General features: G+C 68.4%; 16 protein-coding genes and 1 riboswitch. Of the genes, 12 read left to right on the forward strand and 4 right to left on the reverse strand.

The features are described from left to right. Positions 1-196: 196 nt before the first annotated feature. Complete coding sequence (locus AB0E63_RS05530) at positions 197-2,206, forward strand: M1 family aminopeptidase (protein ID WP_360361800.1); 2,010 nt, start codon at positions 197-199, stop codon at positions 2,204-2,206. A gap of 48 nt (positions 2,207-2,254) precedes the next feature. On the opposite strand, the gene AB0E63_RS05535 is transcribed toward AB0E63_RS05530, so the two are convergent. Continuing rightward, positions 2,255-2,626, reverse strand: a complete 372-nt coding sequence (locus AB0E63_RS05535; RefSeq protein WP_360361803.1) for a DoxX family protein — start codon at positions 2,624-2,626, stop codon at positions 2,255-2,257. Between the two features lie 78 nt (positions 2,627-2,704). Between AB0E63_RS05535 and sigJ the strand changes: the two genes are divergently transcribed. After that, positions 2,705-3,571 carry an RNA polymerase sigma factor SigJ gene (gene sigJ, locus AB0E63_RS05540; protein ID WP_360361806.1) on the forward strand — a complete coding sequence of 289 codons (867 nt, stop codon included), beginning with the start codon at positions 2,705-2,707 and terminating at the stop codon, positions 3,569-3,571. Here sigJ and AB0E63_RS05545 read toward each other — a convergent pair. Then, positions 3,545-4,414, reverse strand: a complete 870-nt coding sequence (locus tag AB0E63_RS05545) for a diacylglycerol kinase family protein (protein WP_360361809.1) — start codon at positions 4,412-4,414, stop codon at positions 3,545-3,547. The two genes, sigJ and AB0E63_RS05545, sit on opposite strands and share 27 nt — an antisense overlap. 60 nt (positions 4,415-4,474) lie before the next feature. Here AB0E63_RS05545 and AB0E63_RS05550 point away from each other — a divergent pair, with 60 nt between their 5' ends. Then, positions 4,475-5,881 (forward strand): serine hydrolase, encoded by a 1,407-nt coding sequence (locus AB0E63_RS05550; RefSeq protein ID WP_360361811.1) that lies wholly within the window; start codon positions 4,475-4,477, stop codon positions 5,879-5,881. A 72-nt stretch (positions 5,882-5,953) separates the two neighbouring features. Continuing rightward, positions 5,954-6,892 carry an NAD(P)-dependent oxidoreductase gene (locus AB0E63_RS05555; protein ID WP_360361813.1) on the forward strand — a complete coding sequence of 313 codons (939 nt, stop codon included), beginning with the start codon at positions 5,954-5,956 and terminating at the stop codon, positions 6,890-6,892. Positions 6,893-7,032: 140 nt separating this feature from the next. Here the strand turns inward: AB0E63_RS05555 and AB0E63_RS05560 are convergent, their stop codons facing one another. Both AB0E63_RS05560 and AB0E63_RS05565 read right to left on the reverse strand, forming a co-directional pair. Then, positions 7,033-8,610: an amidase gene (locus AB0E63_RS05560; RefSeq protein WP_360361815.1), complete on the reverse strand. Its 1,578-nt coding sequence runs from the start codon at positions 8,608-8,610 to the stop codon at positions 7,033-7,035. After that, positions 8,607-9,461 carry a D-2-hydroxyacid dehydrogenase gene (locus tag AB0E63_RS05565; protein ID WP_360361818.1) on the reverse strand — a complete coding sequence of 285 codons (855 nt, stop codon included), beginning with the start codon at positions 9,459-9,461 and terminating at the stop codon, positions 8,607-8,609. Before AB0E63_RS05565 ends, AB0E63_RS05560 begins: the two co-directional genes overlap by 4 nt. 501 nt (positions 9,462-9,962) lie before the next feature. Between AB0E63_RS05565 and AB0E63_RS05570 the strand changes: the two genes are divergently transcribed. The 8 genes from AB0E63_RS05570 (at position 9,963) to atzF (ending at position 18,193) form a co-directional block, all read left to right on the forward strand. Continuing rightward, entirely contained in the window at positions 9,963-10,229 is a 267-nt protein-coding gene (locus tag AB0E63_RS05570; protein ID WP_360361820.1) for a hypothetical protein, read from the forward strand. Between the two features lie 4 nt (positions 10,230-10,233). Continuing rightward, positions 10,234-11,007: a PLP-dependent aminotransferase family protein gene (locus AB0E63_RS05575; RefSeq protein WP_360361823.1), complete on the forward strand. Its 774-nt coding sequence runs from the start codon at positions 10,234-10,236 to the stop codon at positions 11,005-11,007. Then, a complete protein-coding gene (locus tag AB0E63_RS05580) occupies positions 11,004-11,420 on the forward strand; it encodes an aminotransferase class I/II-fold pyridoxal phosphate-dependent enzyme (RefSeq protein ID WP_360361826.1) in 417 nt (138 codons plus the stop codon). The genes AB0E63_RS05575 and AB0E63_RS05580 overlap by 4 nt, the downstream gene beginning before the upstream one ends. A 135-nt stretch (positions 11,421-11,555) precedes the next feature. Then, a riboswitch (guanidine-I (ykkC/yxkD leader) is annotated at positions 11,556-11,664 on the forward strand. Between the two features lie 53 nt (positions 11,665-11,717). Then, on the forward strand, positions 11,718-13,286 hold the full coding sequence (locus AB0E63_RS05585; protein WP_360361829.1) for an amino acid permease: 1,569 nt from the start codon (positions 11,718-11,720) through the stop codon (positions 13,284-13,286). Next, the gene (locus AB0E63_RS05590; RefSeq protein WP_360361832.1) at positions 13,283-13,915 is read left to right on the forward strand and encodes a DUF1989 domain-containing protein; all 633 of its coding nucleotides are present in this window, start codon (positions 13,283-13,285) and stop codon (positions 13,913-13,915) included. The genes AB0E63_RS05585 and AB0E63_RS05590 overlap by 4 nt, the downstream gene beginning before the upstream one ends. Next, positions 13,912-14,529 carry an urea amidolyase associated protein UAAP2 gene (locus tag AB0E63_RS05595; RefSeq protein ID WP_360361835.1) on the forward strand — a complete coding sequence of 206 codons (618 nt, stop codon included), beginning with the start codon at positions 13,912-13,914 and terminating at the stop codon, positions 14,527-14,529. Before AB0E63_RS05590 ends, AB0E63_RS05595 begins: the two co-directional genes overlap by 4 nt. Before the next feature lie 2 nt (positions 14,530-14,531). Then, the gene (locus tag AB0E63_RS05600) at positions 14,532-16,484 is read left to right on the forward strand and encodes a 5-oxoprolinase/urea amidolyase family protein (RefSeq protein ID WP_360361837.1); all 1,953 of its coding nucleotides are present in this window, start codon (positions 14,532-14,534) and stop codon (positions 16,482-16,484) included. Then, complete coding sequence (gene atzF, locus AB0E63_RS05605; RefSeq protein ID WP_360361840.1) at positions 16,481-18,193, forward strand: allophanate hydrolase; 1,713 nt, start codon at positions 16,481-16,483, stop codon at positions 18,191-18,193. The genes AB0E63_RS05600 and atzF overlap by 4 nt, the downstream gene beginning before the upstream one ends. Positions 18,194-18,225 lie beyond the last annotated feature (32 nt).

The following is an 18,225-nucleotide window of genomic DNA, read 5'->3' on the forward strand; positions in this document are numbered from 1 at the left end:
TACTGAACCCTTCCCAGGATGCGCTGTGCTCCGTAGCGTCGAATGCTGACAAATTGCACAGCGCATCCGAGGGGGAACGATGTTCCGACGTGCGAGTTTGCTGTTGTCAGGAGCACTGGTCACAACGCTGAGCCTCGGTCTGGGGACGGGGACCGCACCAGCGTCCGACCACACACCACCATTCACGCCGGGGGCGGTGGGAGCCGGCGATCCGTACTTCAGCACCGACGGGAACGGTGGCTACGACGTCAAGCACTACCTGCTCGACGTGAAGTACGCGCCGGCGACCGACCGGCTCACCGGGGTCGCCACGATCAGCGCCCGCGCGACCCAGAACCTGTCGCGGTTCAACCTGGATCTGCAGGGCCTCACCGTTCGGTCGATCACCGTCAACGGCCGACCGGCCGACTGGTCCCGCGCGGCCGACGAGCTCACCGTCGAACCACGGTCCGGGCTGCCCAAGTCGAAGGACTTCACCACGGTGATCCGGTACGACGGCGTACCGCAGACCCTCGAGGACGGCAGCGGGTTCGTCCACACCGACGACGGCACGGTGGTGATCGGTGAACCACACGTCGCCGACACCTGGTACCCGGTCAACGACCATCCGACGGACAAGGCGGCGTACACGTTCGAGATCGCCGTACCGGCCGGGCTCGAGGCGATCGCCAATGGCGTCCTGAAGGACAAGCACACCAAGGGCGGCTGGAGCACGTGGACCTGGGACGCTCGCGAGCCGATGGCGTCCTACCTCACCACCGCGACGATCGGCCAGTTCGATCTGCGCGCCTACCAGCGGCAGGGCATCCGGTACTGGGACGCGTTCGATCCCGACCTGTTCGACGAAGCCGTGCCGCGGACCGGTCAGCAGTACGCCCTGTCTCAGCGGGTGGCGACCGACGAGGCGTCGTACAAGCGTCTGGCCCGGACGATCAGCGTGCCGGCCACGGGCGCGAACCTGTCGTTCTGGATCACCCGGGACACCGAGCCGGGCTGGGACTACGTGTTCGTCGAGGCACACACCGTGGGCCAGGACGACTGGACCACGCTGCGCGACCTCAATGGCCACACCGGCCAGGACACCGGCCTGGTCTGCCCCTTCTGGCTGTCTCTGCACCCGTTCCTCGAGCACTACCAGACCGCGCAGCCCGACGACACCTGTACGCCGTCCGGGACCAGCGGCGCCTGGTGGGCGGCGAGCGGCCGCAGTGACGGGTACGAGCAGTGGAAGGTCGACCTGGCGACGTACGGCGGCAAGAACGTCGAGCTCTCGATCACCTATGCCAGTGACGACGCGGTCCAGCTTCCGGGCGTCGTCGTGGACGACATCGTCGTCTCCACCGGAGTCGGTACGACGTCCTTCGAGGCCGACGCCGATCCGTTCGACGGCTGGACCGTGCCGGGCCCGCCGGCCGGCAGCACACCCAACCCGAACGACTGGATCGTGGGCACGGCCGCGGACGCACCACCGACCACCGGTGAGGTCGTCAACGCGTCGTTCGCCCGGCAGACCGAGATCGTCGGCTTCCTGTCCGACACGTTCGGGCCCTATCCCTTCACGACCTCGGGCGGCATCGTCGACGACGCCGACGGCCTCGGGTTCGCGCTGGAGAACCAGACCCGCCCGATCTACGCGCGGGACTTCTTCACCGACACCATCAACGGACAAGGCGTGATAGTGCACGAGCTCGCCCACCAGTGGTTCGGCGACAGTCTCGCGGTGGCCCGCTGGCAGCACATCTGGCTGAACGAGGGCTTCGCGACGTACGCCGAGTGGTTGTGGGGCGAACGTGAGGGCATGGGGACGGCGCAGGAGACGTTCGACTTCTTCTACAACCTGTTCCCGGCGGACCACCCGTTCTGGACGTTGCCGATCGGCGACCCCGGGCCGGACTTCCTGTTCGAGTTCCCGGTCTACGCCCGCGGCGCGATGACGCTGCACCAACTGCGACTGGCCGTTGGTGACGCCGACTTCTTCTCCATCCTGCGGACCTGGGCGAAGTCCAACCGCGGCGGCAACGTCACCACCGACCAGTTCATCGCATTGGCCGAGAAGATCTCGGGACAGCAACTCGACACCCTGTTCCAGACTTGGCTCTTCACCACCACGAAACCGGTACTCACCACCGCCGCCAAGCTCACCGCCACCACACCAGACGCGGCGCTGAGCCTCCTCGGTCGGACCAAGTCCGGCCTGCGCCGCTAGCGCGTCACCTGAGGAGACCGGCCACTACCCGGCCGGTCTCCTCGGCCCTCACGTGAGGGTCGCGAACCTGGCGGCTGCGACGAAGGCGGCGAGGGCCAGGAGGGTGGTGTTGGCGGCTACTGATTTGGGTTCTCGGAGGGAGGCGTGGGAGGTGGCCGCGCCGATCATCACGCCGGTCAGGCCCAGTGCGGCCAGTGGTGTGAGGACGCGGGCGGTGTCGGTGAGCCACGGGACGAACAGCGCGACGACCGCGCACAGCTCGGCGATCGCGACCGCTCGTACGACAGGCATCGGGAACGGCGCGATGCCGGTTTGGCCGGTGGCGATCAGGCGGTCGCGGGACATCGTCGACTTCGCGACACCGGAGATCGTGAAGACCACGGCCAGTACGGCGGTGAGGATCCAGGTGATCGTGTTCATGTCGATTGCAGACGATCGACAATCCGATCCTGTGACACTGTCACTGGGGACCGGCCTCGATCGTCTGTGAAGGATGTGATGGAGGAACTCAGGCCACTGCTGCTGTCGATCGCGTACCGGATGCTGGGGTGCTTCGGCGACGCGGAGGACGTCGTACAGGAGGCGTACCTGCGGCTGCACCGGGAGGACCGAGTGGACGCGCCGAAGGCGTTCCTCACCACGGTGACCACCCGGCTGGCGATCGACCAGCTGCGCTCGGCGCGCCGGCAACGGGAGACCTACCTCGGCCCGTGGCTGCCCGAACCTGCCGTCGACGAGTACGTCGACCTTGCCGACCGGGCCGCCCTCTCGGACTCCCTGTCCACCGCGTTCCTCGTCGTCCTCGAGCGCCTCTCACCCGACCAGCGCGCGGTGTTCCTGCTCTGCGACGTCTTCGGCTACCCCTACGACGACGTCGCCGGGATCATCGGCAAGACTCCGGCGGCCTGCCGTCAGCTCGCCGTCCGCGCCCGTCGTCGGATTGCCGACAATCGACCGCGCTTCGACCCGTCCCCCCACGAGCGCGACGAGTTGGTACGCCGCTTCGTCGCGGCCGCCGAGGACGGCGAGCTCGACGGGTTGATCGAGCTGCTCGCACCCGACGTCACGTTCACCGGCGACGGTGGCGGAAAGGGCCAGGCGTTCCCGCGGCCGATCCATGGCGGCGACAAGGTCGCCCGGATGGCAATCGGAGTCTTGTCCCGGCTGGCCTCCGCGGGTCTAGGCGTCGTCCCGGTCCACGTCGGCCGGCAGCCGGCGCTGCGCATGCACGATGCCGCGAACCGCACCGTCGCGGTCTGGTCCTTCGCGATCGCCGACGGCGTCATCACGACCATTCACGGCATGGTGAACCCCGACAAACTCACCCACCTGCAGCCGTCAGGGCACTCGGACGACCAGGGCTGACGGATCGACCGACGCACTCAGCGAGCGCCCGTCCGAGATGGTGTCCCCGTCCAGTTGCCGTCGTACCGTCTTCGCCGCCGTGACCTGGATCCGCCTCCCGGTGAACCGCTCGATGTGCTGCTCGCGCCACGACTTCACTACCAAGCTCAGCGCCAACCGCGGCCATTGGCTGACCCGTCGGGGCGACAGCACCACAGCATCGATCAGTCCGTCGTCCGGGACCGCGTCGGGCAGCAACGGGATGTTCGCCTGCAGCGTGCCGACGTTGCCGATCACCACGGTCCGCGCGCGCCGGCGTACCGGCGGCTGGTCGTCGACGACGATCTCGACCCGCACGAACGGGTGGTTCAGGTTCTTGACCGTGGACACGACGTACGCCGCCCAGCCGACCCGCTTCTTCAGCTCGTCCGGTGCGTCCGCGATGATCGCGGCGTCGAGCCCGAGCCCCGCCATCACGACGAACCGGTCGGTGGTCAGCTCGTCGCCTCCGATCAGCACGCTGTCGATCCGCTGCTCGGAGCCGTCGAGCAGCTCGGCCAGCGCGATGTCCAGGTCGAGGGTGATCCCGAGGTTGCGGGCCAGCAGGTTCCCGGTCCCGGCCGGCAGGACGGCGACCGGGATGTCCGTCCCGGCGAGCTCGGCGCAGACGACGCGCACCGTTCCGTCACCGCCGGCGACCACCACGAGGTCGACGGCCTCCTCGATCGCCTGCCGGGCCATCGCCACACCCGGGTCGTCCTTGGTCGTCTCGAGCCACAGCGCGATGTCGACGCCGCGCTCGGTCAACGTGGTCTCGACGGTTTTGCGAAACTCGTCGGGCACCTTGATCGGGTTGACAATCACAGCTGCTCGTCTGGCGGAACTCACCTGAATTTGTCCGTTCGGGAAGATAGCGTGCCTGGGGTGAGCAGACTTCCACGGAGTACACCAGAAGCCCAGGGGTTGTCCGCCCCAGCGCTCGACTCGTTTGTCGCGGCGCTCGACGCGTCCACGCCGGAGATCCAGACCGTGATGCTGCTGCGTCACGGTCAGGTCGTTCTCGAGGAGGAGTGGTCGCCGTACCGGCTGACCGACCCGCACCTGCTGTTCTCCGTGTCGAAGAGCTTCACCTCGACCGGGGTCGGCCTGGCGATCGACGCCGGGCTGCTGTCGCTGGACGATCAGGTGATCTCGTTCTTCGACGCCGACGAACTGCCCGAGACGATCAGCGACAACCTGGCCGCGATGAAGATCCGGCACCTGCTGACGATGACGACCGGTCACTCGCAGGACACGGTCGAGGCGCTCTCGCGCGACCGCCGGATGATCAAGGTGTTCCTCGGGCTCGACGTCGAGCACGAGCCTGGCACGGTGTTCGTCTACAACAGCGGCGCGACGTACATGTTGTCCGCGATCGTGCAGCGGCTGACCGGTGAGCAGCTGCTGGACTACCTGCGGCCGCGGCTGTTCGAGCCGCTCGGCGCGACCGAGGCGAGTTGGCAGGTCTCGACCGAAGGCATCACGGTCGGCGGCTGGGGTCTCAGCATCAACACCGAGTCGCTCGCCTGCTTCGGGCAGCTCGTGCTGCAGCGCGGTGTGTGGGAGGGCAAGCAGCTCGTCCCGGCCGAGTGGTACGAGGCGGCCACCTCGAAGCAGGTGCCGAACGACAGCGAGGAGAATCCGGACTGGAAGCAGGGCTATGGCTTCCAGTTCTGGCGCGGTCGCCACAACACCTACCGCGGTGACGGTGCGTTCGGTCAGTTCTGCCTGGTCTTCCCGTCGTACGACGCGGTGCTCATCGTCACCAGCGCGACCGAGGACATGCAGGCGATCCTCAACACCGTCTGGGATCACCTGCTCCCGGCCCTCGAAGGCAAGGAGGTCACCCCGGTCGCGCGGCCCGAGCGGCTGGAGCTTGCGCCGCCGAGCGGTCCTGCATCGACGGCTGGGAACGGTCGGACCTACCGGTTCGCCAACGACAACGCGACCGGGCTGACCGCGGTCCGGCTGGATCCGGACGGGACCGGCACGTTCACGTTCGCCGGGCTCGAGCCTGGCGCCACCGACCCGGTTGACATCGTCTGCGCTCCGGGTGAGTGGCGCGCGCTCGACTCCGTCGGCGTGCTCAAGGAGGCCGATCCCCACGTGCGGCAGCGGGTGGTCTCCAGCGCGTACGCCGACGGCGACAAGTACGTGGCGACGATCCGCTTCCTCGAGACGCCGTTCGTGCTGACGCTCACCTGCCATGCACCGACGGACCAGCTGACCATCGACGTCACCCAGAACGTGTCCTTCGGCCCGACCGCCTTCACGATCATCTCGGAGACGTGATCGGCGTCACTGTCACAGGCTGGGGCCGGCGCGTGTCCTCCGGGTCGTAACAACAGACGACGGAGGAATGACATGAAGGTCTTGGTGGCAGGTGCGACCGGCGGACTCGGCCGGTCGTTGGTACCGCAGCTGGTCGCGGCCGGACACGAGGTGACCGGGATGATCCGGTCCGAGTCCGGCGCGGCCGGGGTGCGGGCGTTCGGGGCGGACGTCGTACTCGCGGACGGGCTCGACGCCGGCGCGGTCGCGGCCGCGGTGGAGTCGGTCCGCCCGGAGGTCGTCGTCCACCAGATGACGGCACTCAAGAGCGGGATCGACTTCAAGCACTTCGACGACAGCTTCGCGCTGACGAACCGGCTCCGCACCGAAGGCACCGACAACCTGCTCGCCGCATCCCAGGCTGCCGGCGTACGACGGTTCGTCGTCCAGTCGTACGCCGGCTGGAACTTGCAACACGGTGGATCCGCGACGAAGACCGAAGCGGATCCGCTCGACCCCGACCCGGTGCCGGCGACCCGGCAGACGATGGCCGGGATCAAGCACCTCGAGTCGGTGGTCACGAACGCCGAGGGGATCGAGGGCATCGCGCTGCGGTACGCGAGCTTCTACGGGCCGACCGGCGACATCGGCAAGGGCGGTTCGATGGTCGAGCTGATCCAGAAGCGCAAGCTGCCGGTGATCGGCGACGGGACCGGGGTGTGGTCGTTCGTCCACTACGACGACGCGGCCGACGCGACGGTGAAGGCGATCGAGAGCGACGCCACCGGCGTCTTCCAGATCGCCGACGACGACCCGGCGCAGGCGGCGGTGTGGTTGCCCGAGTTCGCCCGCATCCTCGGGGCCAAGCCGCCGCGGCACGTGCCGGCATGGCTGGGCCGGCTCGCGGCCGGCGACGTCGGGGTCGCCGCGTTCACCGAGATCCGCGGCGCGGACAACAGCCTGGCCAAGGCGACGTTCGGGTGGCAGCCCGGCTACGCCTCCTGGCGCGACGGCTTCCGCAACGGTCTCTGAAGCCTCACAGTCTCTAGAGTCGATCGATCTCTAGAGCCGATTGAACGAGAGAGTTTCGCCGCGGGCGCCACCCATCCAGAGGTCCTGGCACGCCGCGGCGAACTCTTCGAGGTTCCCGTACCCGTACGCGATCGGCGTCGTCATTTCGCCTTGAGCGTCGGGGTGCGGAGGTGCCAGTCGGTCGCCGCTTCATACGCCTGGCCGACGCGCAGGGTGAGCGCATCGGCATGCCGCGCCGCAACCACCTGCAGCCCAACCGGAAGGCCAGCTCGGGTGAACCCACACGGCACACTCAGCGCCGGCTGCTGGGTGAGGTTGAACGGATACGTGTACGGCGTCCAACTAGTCCAGTCCGGCGAGGCGGACCCATCCGGCACGTCCTGCCCGACCGGGAATGCCGCGATCGGCAGCGTCGGCGTCACGAGTACGTCGTACCGCTGATGGAACCGACCCATCAGTTGCCCGAGCTCCATCCTCGTGTTGGTCGCATCCAGGAGGTCAGCCGCCGAGTACGACGCCCCGAGCGCGGCGACCCGGCTCAGTCCCGGATCGACACGATCGTCGACCTCGTGCGCCGACAGCACCTTCGCGGCGCCCGACCACCACAGCACGTGGAACGCGTCGATCGGATCCGCGAACCCCGGATCGACCTCGGTCACCTCGGCCCCGGCCTCCGCGAGTACTCTGACCGCCGCGCGGACCAACTCCTCGACCTCAGGATCATTGTCAACAATCCCAAGATCGGACGAGAAGGCAATCCTCATGCCGACAATGCCGTCATCGAGTCCACTCAGGAACGACGTGGCCGGCGTAGGCATCGCGGACCAGTCGCGAGCGTCGTACCCGGTGATCACATCCATCAGCGCGGCCGTATCCCGAACTGTCCGCGTCATGGGCCCGGCATGCGACAACGTCCCGAACGCACTCGGCGGATACAACGGAATCAGCCCGTACGTCGGCTTGAGGGCGACCGTCCCCGTGAACGCGGCCGGGATCCGGACCGACCCTCCCCCATCGGTGCCGACGGACCACGCCCCCATCCCGAGCGCGACCGCGGTGGCCGATCCGCCGCTCGAACCGCCGGGTGTCGTGGCCGGATCCCACGGGTTGCGCGTCACGCCGTACTTGGAGGAATCCGTAACGCCCTTCCACGAGTATTCCGGGGTGGTCGTCTTGCCGAGGATCACTGCGCCGGTCTCGCGCAGCCGGGCGACGGCCGGTGCGTCCTCATCCCACGGGCCGGCCTCGTCGATCAGCGTGCTGCCACGCAGTGTCGGCCATCCCTTTGTCCACAAGGCGTCCTTGATCGATGTCGGCACGCCGTCGCCGGGCCCTAGTGGCTCCCCTGTCTGCCACCGGGCCTCCGACTCCTTCGCGGCCGCGAGTGCCCCTTCGGCATCCACCAGTACGAACGCGTTCACCTGCTCGTCGTACCGCCCGATCGCCTCCAACGCCGCCCGCGTCGCCTCCAGCGGCGAGATCGTCCTCGCCCGGTACCCCTCCACCAACTCACTAGCCGTGATGAACTCCGGCCCCGCGGCAAATGCCGACGCGGATCCTGCGGTCGGAGCCGATCCCGAACCCACCCCAGGTGCGACGCTCGGTGCCGACCCCGCGCTCGCCCGAGGTGCGGCGCTCGCCCGAGGTGCGGCGCTCGCCCGAGGTCTCAGGGACTGCGCCTCTCGGGGTGTCGGGGATGCCGGAGTTGGTTGAGTCATCGGGCTCCTGTCGGGACGTAGCCGAGCTTCTTGTCCACCACGTTGAGCAAGGGTTCGTCGGCCAGCCAGCGCCGAACGTTGGCGGCGAACTGCGCCGAGAGCGTGTCCCGCCAGCCGATCACGTCACCGGACATGTGCGCGGTGATCGTCACGTTCGGCGCATCCCAGAGCGGGTGGTCAGGCGGCAGCGGCTCGCGGTCGAAGACGTCGAGGGTCGCCGCGATGCGCCCGTCGGACAACGCCGCCAGGAGCGCGGCTTCGTCGACAATCGGACCACGTGCGATGTTGATCAGGTGCGCGCCGGGCCGCATCGCCGCGAGTACCTCGGCATCGACCAACCCCCGGGTCGCGTCCGTCAACGGCGCCGCGAGTACGACGTGATCGGCCCAGCCCACCGCAGCCGAAAGATTGCCACTAGCAACAACCTCACCGAAGTCTGCATCGCCCGACCGCGCCACGCGCCCAGCCCCACGAACCTGCAGACCAGCCGCCCGCAGCAGCCGAGCCGTCTCGCGCCCGATCGCGCCCGTGCCGACAACCAGCGCGTTCGTCCCGAGCACGCTGCGAGTCTCCCGGTGGTGCCACTCGTGCCGCCGCTGCGACTCCAGACTCCCCCGGCTGTCTTTCGCCTGCGCGATCACCGCACCCAGCACGTACTCCGCGATCGGCCGATCGAACACCCCATGAGCATTCGTCACCACCACATCCGAGTCCCGAAGCTCATCGAACAGCAGCGTGTCCACCCCCGCCGCCGTCACATGAATCCACTCCACCGACCCGGCCTCACCCCAGACAGTCCGAACCGCCTTCGAGAAGTAGTCCCACAACATCACCCCCCGAGCCCCCCGCACCGCCTCCGCCAGCCCACCCGCATCACAAAACCGGAACTCAACCCCCAACCCCTCCAGCCCCGGCGGCACCAGCAACCCACCAGGCGCCACACCCGCACCAGCCCCCGCCACTCCCGGCTCCCCCGCACCAGCCCCCGGCTCCCCCGCACCAGCCCCCGCCACTCCCGGCTCCCCCGCACCAGCCCCCGCCACTCCCGGCTCCCCCGCACCAGCCCCCGCCACTCCCGGCTCCCCCGCACCAGCCGCGACACCACCCGACCCGCCCACACCGAACCCCGCGCCCCCCGGGTCTCCAGGCTCAACCGAGCCAGGCGCCTCAGCTCCCGACTCGCCCGAGTCCGGCCCTGAGCCGTCCAGTTGATCGTCGGGTTCCGGCGGGGTGGGGGCGCGTTCGCAGAGCACCGCGATGATGGGGCGCTCGGCGGGGGGTGGCATGCGTCGAGGCTAGGAAGGCGTCCGTAGGATTGTCAACAATCCTCCAGCAGCCGCACACTGACTCGCATGACCGTGCGTCCGCCCACCTGCCCCTTGCCGGCTCCGGTTCCGCCGCTGCCGCAGACCGCCACCGGAATCGTCGCGCCGTACGACTTCGCGCTCCAGCGCAAACTGTGGCGCCGGGTCCCCGCCGACGTCTCCCTGCACGCGACCCGAACGCCGTACGCCCCGCTCGCCGCGAGGGGCCACGAACTGTCCGAGCCGATCGTGGTCACCGGCGACGGCATCGAGCGCCTGACCGATCTCCCCCACGAACTCACCATCAGGAGGTAGTCCATTGCGAACTCTCCCGTACGCCGGACGTGTAGCCGGACTGGTGGGATCGGTGATCGACTCGAGTACGTCGTTGCTGCACAAGCAGACGCACGACATCGTCCGGTTCGCGATGGGGTCACCCGCAGCGGAAGCCGTACCGTCGGCAGTCCTCGCCGCGATCGCCGCTGAGCAACTCAGCCGTCCCGACGCGTACGACTACGCGGCCACCGAGGGAGATCCGCCACTGCACGACGCCCTGCTCGAGATGCTGCGCGGCACCAGCGACGAGACCACGGCCGACCGGCTCACCATCACCGCAGGCGGGATGCAGGGGCTCGACCTGTTCTGCAAGCTCTTCGTCGACCCGGGCGACCTGGTCGTCGTCGAGTCACCGACGTACACGAACGGCAGTGCGACGGCCCTGTCGTACGGCGCCGAACTGCTGGAGGTGCCAGTCGATGTCGACGGGATGATTGTTGACGATCTACCAAGACTCCTCGACGGACGCCGCCCGAAGGCGATCTACACGATCCCGACATTCCAGAACCCGTCCGGCGCGACGCTCTCGCTGGAACGACGGCACCGGCTGCTCGAACTCGCGCGCTCCTGGGGAGCGATGGTGATCGACGACGATCCGTACGGGCTGCTGCGGTTCGCCGGGGATCCGGTGCCGACGTTGCGTGAGCTCGGCGCGGGCGATCCGCTAGTGTTCGCCGTACGGACGTTCTCGAAGATCGTCGCGCCGGGATTGCGGGTCGGCTGGTCGACACCGATCCCGAACTGCAGCCGCTGTTGATCAACGCGAAGCAGGCGATGGACACCTGCACGAACCTGCCGGCCCAGCGGTTGCTCGCCGGGTTCCTGAGCGGCGGTCACCTCAAGGAACACTTGGTCACGCAGCGGCTCGAGTACAAGCGCCGCAAGGACGCGATGAACACGGCCCTGCAGGAGAACTTCGGCGACATCGCCCGCTGGACCGATCCCGAGGGCGGCTTCTTTCTCTGGGTCACGCTGGAGAACGGCGTCGACACCGGCGAGCTGTTCGAGATCGCGCTGGCCGAGGGCGTCGCGTTCATCCCCGGCCCGGCCTTCTCCCCCTCCGGCCGCTTCACCGACGCGCTGCGGCTCTGCTTCGCATCGACCCCGCCGGACCGCATCCACGAAGGCATCGCCCGGCTTCGCCGCGCCGCCGACAAACTGGTGCCCTAGGCAACAACTTGGCCCGGGCTCTCTGTTCTCTCACTGACTCCAGCCTTGGTGAGAGAATTCGTTAATCGACCTGTTACACGTGAGGACGGCCGACGAAACCGGCGCGCCCTGAACTGGTCGAGACCCGCCGCCACGGCGGGGCGCCCCTAGGGTTCCGCTGCCGGTATCGGCAGGACTGGTCCGAGAGGGGAGACGGCGCCGCCGCGACGGCACCGTTCCACGGCGGGACAAAAGCCCGGGAGGCCTTGAGGGCCCCGGGTGCCGTGTGCATTCCGGGCCGAACCGACGGAGGCCGGAATGTCAGCCACCCCTGAAACACTGACCTCGCCAAGCGCTGAAGATCTGGGCCGGTTCGGCTACACCCAGCAGCTCTCGCGCCGGGTCGGCAGCTACGCGTCGTTCGCTGCCGGCTTCTCGTTCGTGTCCATCCTCACCACTGTCTTCCAGCTGTTCGGACTGGGATTCGGCTTCGGCGGTACGGCGTTCTTCTGGACCTGGCCCGCCGTCCTCGCCGGGCAGCTGATGGTGGCGTTGTGCTTCGCCGAGCTCGCCGCGCGCTACCCGCTGTCCGGAGCGATCTACCAATGGGCCAGGCGGCTCGGCGGCGCTGTCGTCGGCTGGTTCGCGGGCTGGACGATGGTGATCGCGCAGATCATCACGCTGGCGACCGCGGCGATCGCGCTGCAGGTCGTGTTGCCGGCAGTCTGGTCCGGTTTCCAGCTGGTCGGGACCGACTCGGCGCTCTCGTCGAAGGATGGCGCGGCGAACGCCGTCGTCCTGGGCTGCATCCTCCTCGCAGCCACCACGCTCCTCAACGCGACCAGTGTGCGCATCACCGCGGTCGTCAACTCGGTCGGTGTCACCTGCGAGCTGATCGGCGTCGTGTTGATCATCGTATTGTTGACAACCCGAGCCGAGCGCGGTCCGTCCGTCGTACTGCACACGACGAACCTCGACAGCACCACCGGGTACGTCGTACCGCTGCTGATCTCGGCGTTGATGGCGGCGTACGTACTGGTCGGGTTCGACAGCGCGGGCGAACTGTCGGAGGAGACGCACAAGCCGCGCGCGACCACGCCTCGCACGATCATCCGGGCCGTCGTCGCGTCCGGTATCGGCGGCGCGTTCCTCATCATCGCCGCGCTGATGGCCGCGCCGTCGCTGACCGACGGCGATCTCGCCACGCAAGGTCTCCCCTACGTGCTGACCAGCCGGCTCGGTACGACGCCCGGCAAGCTGCTGCTCCTCGACGTCGCGCTCGCTGTCTGCGTGTGCACGCTCGCGATCCAGACTGCGGCCGCGCGGATGATCTTCTCGATGGCGCGCGACAACGTCCTGCCTGGGTCGCGGCAGTTGCGTCAGGTGTCCCGCCGTACCGGTACGCCGGTCGCGGCGACCATCGTGCCCGGGATCCTCGCGGCCGTGTGCCTGGTGGTGAATGTCGGCAACGCCGGACTGTTCCTCGGTCTGGCGAGCGTCTGCATCATGCTGCTCTACGTCGCCTATCTGATGGTGACCGCACCTTTGCTGGTACGCCGCTTGACCGGCCGCGGACCGTCCGCTGGTACGGACGAGGACGGCCGGCCGCTGTTCTCGCTCGGACGGTTCGGTCTGATTGTCAACATCGTCGCTGTCTCGTACGGACTAGCGATGGCGATCAACCTCGGTTGGCCGCGCGCTGAGGTCTACGACCCGGCCGGTGCGGGTTGGTACCTGCACTATCTGCCGCTGATCACGCTCACCATCGTGGCCGCCGGCGGACTGCTCGCCTACCGGAGTCAGCGCAGTGCGTACCACGCCTCGATCGGCCTCGTCGTGCCGGCCGCCGCGCCTTCCATCGCCGAGGCGGAAGGGGCCGGGGCATGAATCACGACATCCCAGCCGCCGCGGCCTGGTCAGCACCGGTCCGGGCGGGGCGCAGCATCACCCTGACCGCACTGGCCGACGGCGCGAACGCATCGGTCCTGATCATCGGAGCCGACCGGCTCGATCGGCTGAACATCCCGGACACGCTCAAGTCGCAGATGTCCGCGCGAATCCGCACCGGCATGGTCCTCATGTCCGACCGCGGCCTGGCTCTCGCGACAGTCGTCGCATCCACCCTCGACTGGCACGACTGCCTCACCGGCGGACGCCCTGAACAACTGCTGCTGCTCGAACTGGCCAAGCACGGTTTCGGACCAGCGGACTTGCACGGCTGCATCAACTTCTTCTCGAAGGTCGGCATCGCGGATGACGCCCGCGCCTCGCTCGCGTTCGTTCCCGACCACGCTCACTCGGGCGACACCGTGACGCTGCGAGCCGAGCAGGACCTGCTGGTCTTCATCTCCACCGCACCGCATCCACTCTCCGACGGCCCGGCCGCGGGAGTCCCCGTACAGATCGCGACCGCCGACGGGACGGAAGAGCTCGAGCGCGAGGAAGCGACCCGTGGGCTCGAGCTGCGCGAGGAAGCGATCCGTGCGCTCGAACTGACCCGAGAGCTGATCGCATGACCGTCATCGCCACGAGCACCGCCCTGGACACCGTCGTGGAACCCGGCGACGGCGCACTGCTCACCGTGCCGGCGGGCGGTCGATTGCAGATTGTCGACCTGCACGGCAATCAGGCGGTCGACACCTTGCTCTACGACGCGCACGACATCGACAACCGATACTCGGCCTTCGACACGATCCGCGAACAAAGTGCCGTCTTCCTCACCACCGACTCGCGCCTGTTGTCGACCAGACTCGACGAACTCGCGGTGATCACCGACGACACCTGCGGCCGCCACGACACCGTCGGAGGCGCGTGTTCCCAGGAGAGCAACGTCATCCGGTATGGCGAACACACCCGGCATCAGCACGCCTGCCGCCAGACCTTCCTCTCGTACGGCGCACCCGCCGGCATCGGCCAGCGTCAGCTCACCCACAACATCAACTTCTTCATGAACGTCCCCGTCACCTCGGGCGGAGACCTCCAGTTCGACGACGGTCTGTCGGCCCCCGGCCGGTACGTCGAAATCACCGCGACGCGGGACATCCTGGTGCTGATCAGCAATTGTCCGCAGGTCAACAATCCCTGCAACGGCTGGAATCCGACGCCGATCCAGCTCCTGGGCTGGTGGTGACGATGGCCGCTATCACGATCATCACGCCGGGAACCCAGACCACGATCCAGGACCTCGCCGGCCGGCCGGGCCTGTGGGATGTCGGCGTACCGCCCTCCGGCGCGGCCGACGAACTCACCTTCGCACTCGTCAACTCTGCGGTCGGCAATCCAGACAGCGCAGCCGGACTGGAATGTGTGGTCACCGGACCGACGCTGACCTGCGACGAGGACCGGTTGGTCTGCGTCGGCGGCGCGGTCAACAATGCGACGATCGACGGACTCCGCTTTCGACCCGGTCTGGTCGTCCGCCTGCCTGCCGGTTCCGTCCTCGACCTCGGCGCGATCGATGGCCCGGGCCTGCGCGGTTATCTCGCGATCGAAGGCGGGCTGGACGTCCCACGCGTCCTCGGCAGCCGATCGACCTTCGTGCTCGGCGGCTTCGGCGGTCACGACGGCCGCGCTTTCACGGCAGCCGACCAACTCCCCTTGGGCCGGCGCGAGAACCTGCTCACCCCGCTGTCGGTCGATCTGCCGAAGCTCTCCGACAGCTGGCGTGTCCGGGTGATCGCCGGCCCGCACGGCGCCCCGGATCACCTCACGCCTGAAGGTGTCGACGATTTCTTTGCCAACAGTTGGATTGTCGACCATCGCTCCGACCGCACCGGGATCAGGCTCGTTGGTCCGACTCCGGGCTGGGCCAGGACCGACGGCGGAGAGGCCGGCCTGCACCCGTCCAACGTGCACGATTCCGCGTACCCGGTCGGCGGCATCATGCTGTCCGGCGACACCCCGGTCATCGTCGGCAAGGACGGCCCGTCGCTCGGCGGCTTCGTCGTACCGGCCGTGGTGATCGAAGCCGATCGGTGGATGCTCGGGCAGCTCCGCGCCGGCGACAGCGTTCAGTTGGTCCCGGTGTCGCCGGTGGCCGCAACCGAGGCGATCCGGGTACGACGTCACTGGCTGAGTGATCTCCGGCAGGACCCGGCGGAGGTCACCTCCCCGGTCAGCAACCCGGACCGTCCGAAGGCTCTGCACCAAGCCGAGCGCACGACCACGGCTCCGCCGTACACGATCAGATGTGCGGGCGAGCGGCACCTGCTCGTCGAAGCGGGACCGGCCGAGCTCGATCTGACCGTCCGCGTCTGGATCCACCTGCTCGCCCAGTCGTTGCGTGCCGAACTGCCCGCTGGCGTCACGGAGATCGTCGAGGGTGTGCGGTCGATGCTGGTGGCGGTCGACTCGTCACGGCTGACGCTGACCGAACTCGCCGAGCGACTCGCGTTCCTCGCCGCCGGGCTGGACGATCCGGAGACCGTGGTGCTGCCGGCGCGCGAGGTGACGTTGCCGATCGCATTCGACCACCCGGAGGCCCATGAGGCGATGCGCCGGTACGCGACCTCGGTTCGCCCGGACGCACCCTGGTGCCCGGACAACGTCGAGTTCATCCGGCGGGTCAACGATCTGCAGCAGCGTGACGAGGTGTTCGAGATCATGCAGCAGGCGACGTACCTGGTTGTCGGGCTGGGCGACGTGTACCTCGGCGCTCCGGTCGCCGTACCGATCGATCCGCGGCACCGGCTCGTGACGACGAAGTACAACCCGGCGCGCACCTGGACGCCGCAGAATGCGGTCGGGATCGGCGGCATCTACCTGTGTGTGTATGGGATGGAGGGACCGGGCGGCTACCAGTTGGTCGGGCGGACCGTCCCGGTCTGGCGATTGTCTGCAACCGACGAGCGTCCTTGGTTGTTGCGGCAGTTCGACCTGATCCGATTTACCCCGGTGAGCGCGGAACAACTCGCCCACGAACGCGCCGAGATCGCGGCCGGACGGGCGGATCTGCGGATCTCCCCGGCCACGTTCTCGATCGCCGACGTACGCCGCATCGAGCAGGAGGCACCCGTGGACATCGCGACCGTACGAGCGAAACGACGAGCAGCCTTCGAGGCCGAACGCGCGAGGTGGGGAGCATGAGCGACGCAGCCGTAGGCATCACCCGCGCAGACGACGAAGCTGCCGCTGAGATCCACCAGGTGGACGACAACCCGGTCTGGATCAGCCGGTTGGATCCAATCGAACCGCAGCCCGGGCCGCTGCACGGACTCACGATGGCTTTGAAGGACAACATCGACCTGGCCGGTGTGCCGACGACTGCCGGCGATCCACGCAACAGCGAGCCGGCGACGCACAACGCCTTCGTGGTCGACCAGTTGCTGGCGGCCGGCGCCGTACCACTGGGGAAGACGAATCTCGATCAGTACGCGACCGGGCTGGTCGGCACGCGATCGCCGTACGGCGCCTGTCACTCGGTCTACTCATCGGAGCACGTGTCGGGTGGATCGAGTTCGGGCAGCGCGGTCGCCGTCGCGAGCGGGCAGGTCGACTTCGCGCTGGGCACGGATACCGCCGGCAGTGGCCGGGTGCCGGCTGCCTTCAATCGGATTGTCGGCATTAAGCCGAGTCGCGGGATCGTGTCTGCGCGCGGCGTCGTACCGGCATGCCGTTCGCTCGACTGCGTGACGGTGATGGCCCGATCGGTGGGTACGGCGCGCCGCGTCTTCGACGTGATGGTTGCCTTCGACCCGGACGACGCCTGGTCACGGCGAGCCTCATCGCTCCCACGGTCCCGGCCGGGTCGCGTGACCGGGGCCGCGGCGGTGATCGGCGTACCGGATGTGGGGCTGGACCTGGATCCACTGCATGAACAGGCGTGGCAGGCGACGCTCGACCAGGCGCACCGGCTCGGCGAGGTGGTGAAGGTCGACGTACGGCCGCTGCTCGAGGCAGCCGAGTTGCTGTACTCCGGGCCGTGGCTGGCCGAGCGCTGGCTCGCGTTCGGCGAGAAGCTTGTCGACAATCCTGATGTCGACCCGACCGTTCGTTCGATCGTCCGGCAAGGTGCAGCTCTGACCGCTGCGGATGCCTTCGCCGGATTCGATCGGCTCGCGACGCTTGCTCGTGCGAGCGAACACCTGTGGACGCAACTGGACGCGCTCCTCCTACCGGTAACGCCCGAGCATCCGACGCTGGCCGAGGTGGCGGCGGACCCGATCGGCGTGAACAGCCGGCTCGGCCGCTTCACGAACATGGTCAACCTGCTGGACCTGTGCGCGGTCGCCTTCCCAGGCCCAGACCGGGCCGACGGCCTGCCGTTCGGCGTACAACTACTGGCACCCGCAGGCCACGACCACGCGATAATCGACCTCGCCGCCTCGTGGTGCGACGAGCACACCACGCCGCTGGACGTCGGTGGTGCCGCCGCAGGTGGACTTGCAGGTGACGTGTCGACGGACGGCGAGATTCTGCTGGCGGTCGCCGGAGCACATCTGACCGGCCAGCCGCTGAATGGCGAGCTCGTCCGACGGGGCGCCCAGCTCGACCGGGTCGCCCGGACGGCTCCGTCGTACCGCATGTATCTGGTCGACGGACCACGGCCCGGCCTGACCCGAACCGGGTCCGATCAGGACGGCCCCGGCATCGAGGTGGAGCTCTGGAGCTTGCCGGCAGCCGAACTCGGCGGGTTCCTGACCACGGTCGCGCCACCGCTGGCAATCGGTCCAGTGGAGTTGTCCGACGGACAGCAGGTCCTCGGCTTCGTGTGCACAGCCGACGGCGCGGATCCGGCGCAGGACATCACGTCATACGGCGGTTGGCGCGCATACCTGGCCGGTGACTCGACGTAGGCCGTCTCCGGCGGCGAGGTCCGCCTAGGCTA

Origin of the sequence: Kribbella sp. NPDC026596, from assembly GCF_040638415.1 — a bacterium.
Classification (GTDB): Bacteria; Actinomycetota; Actinomycetes; order Propionibacteriales; family Kribbellaceae; genus Kribbella.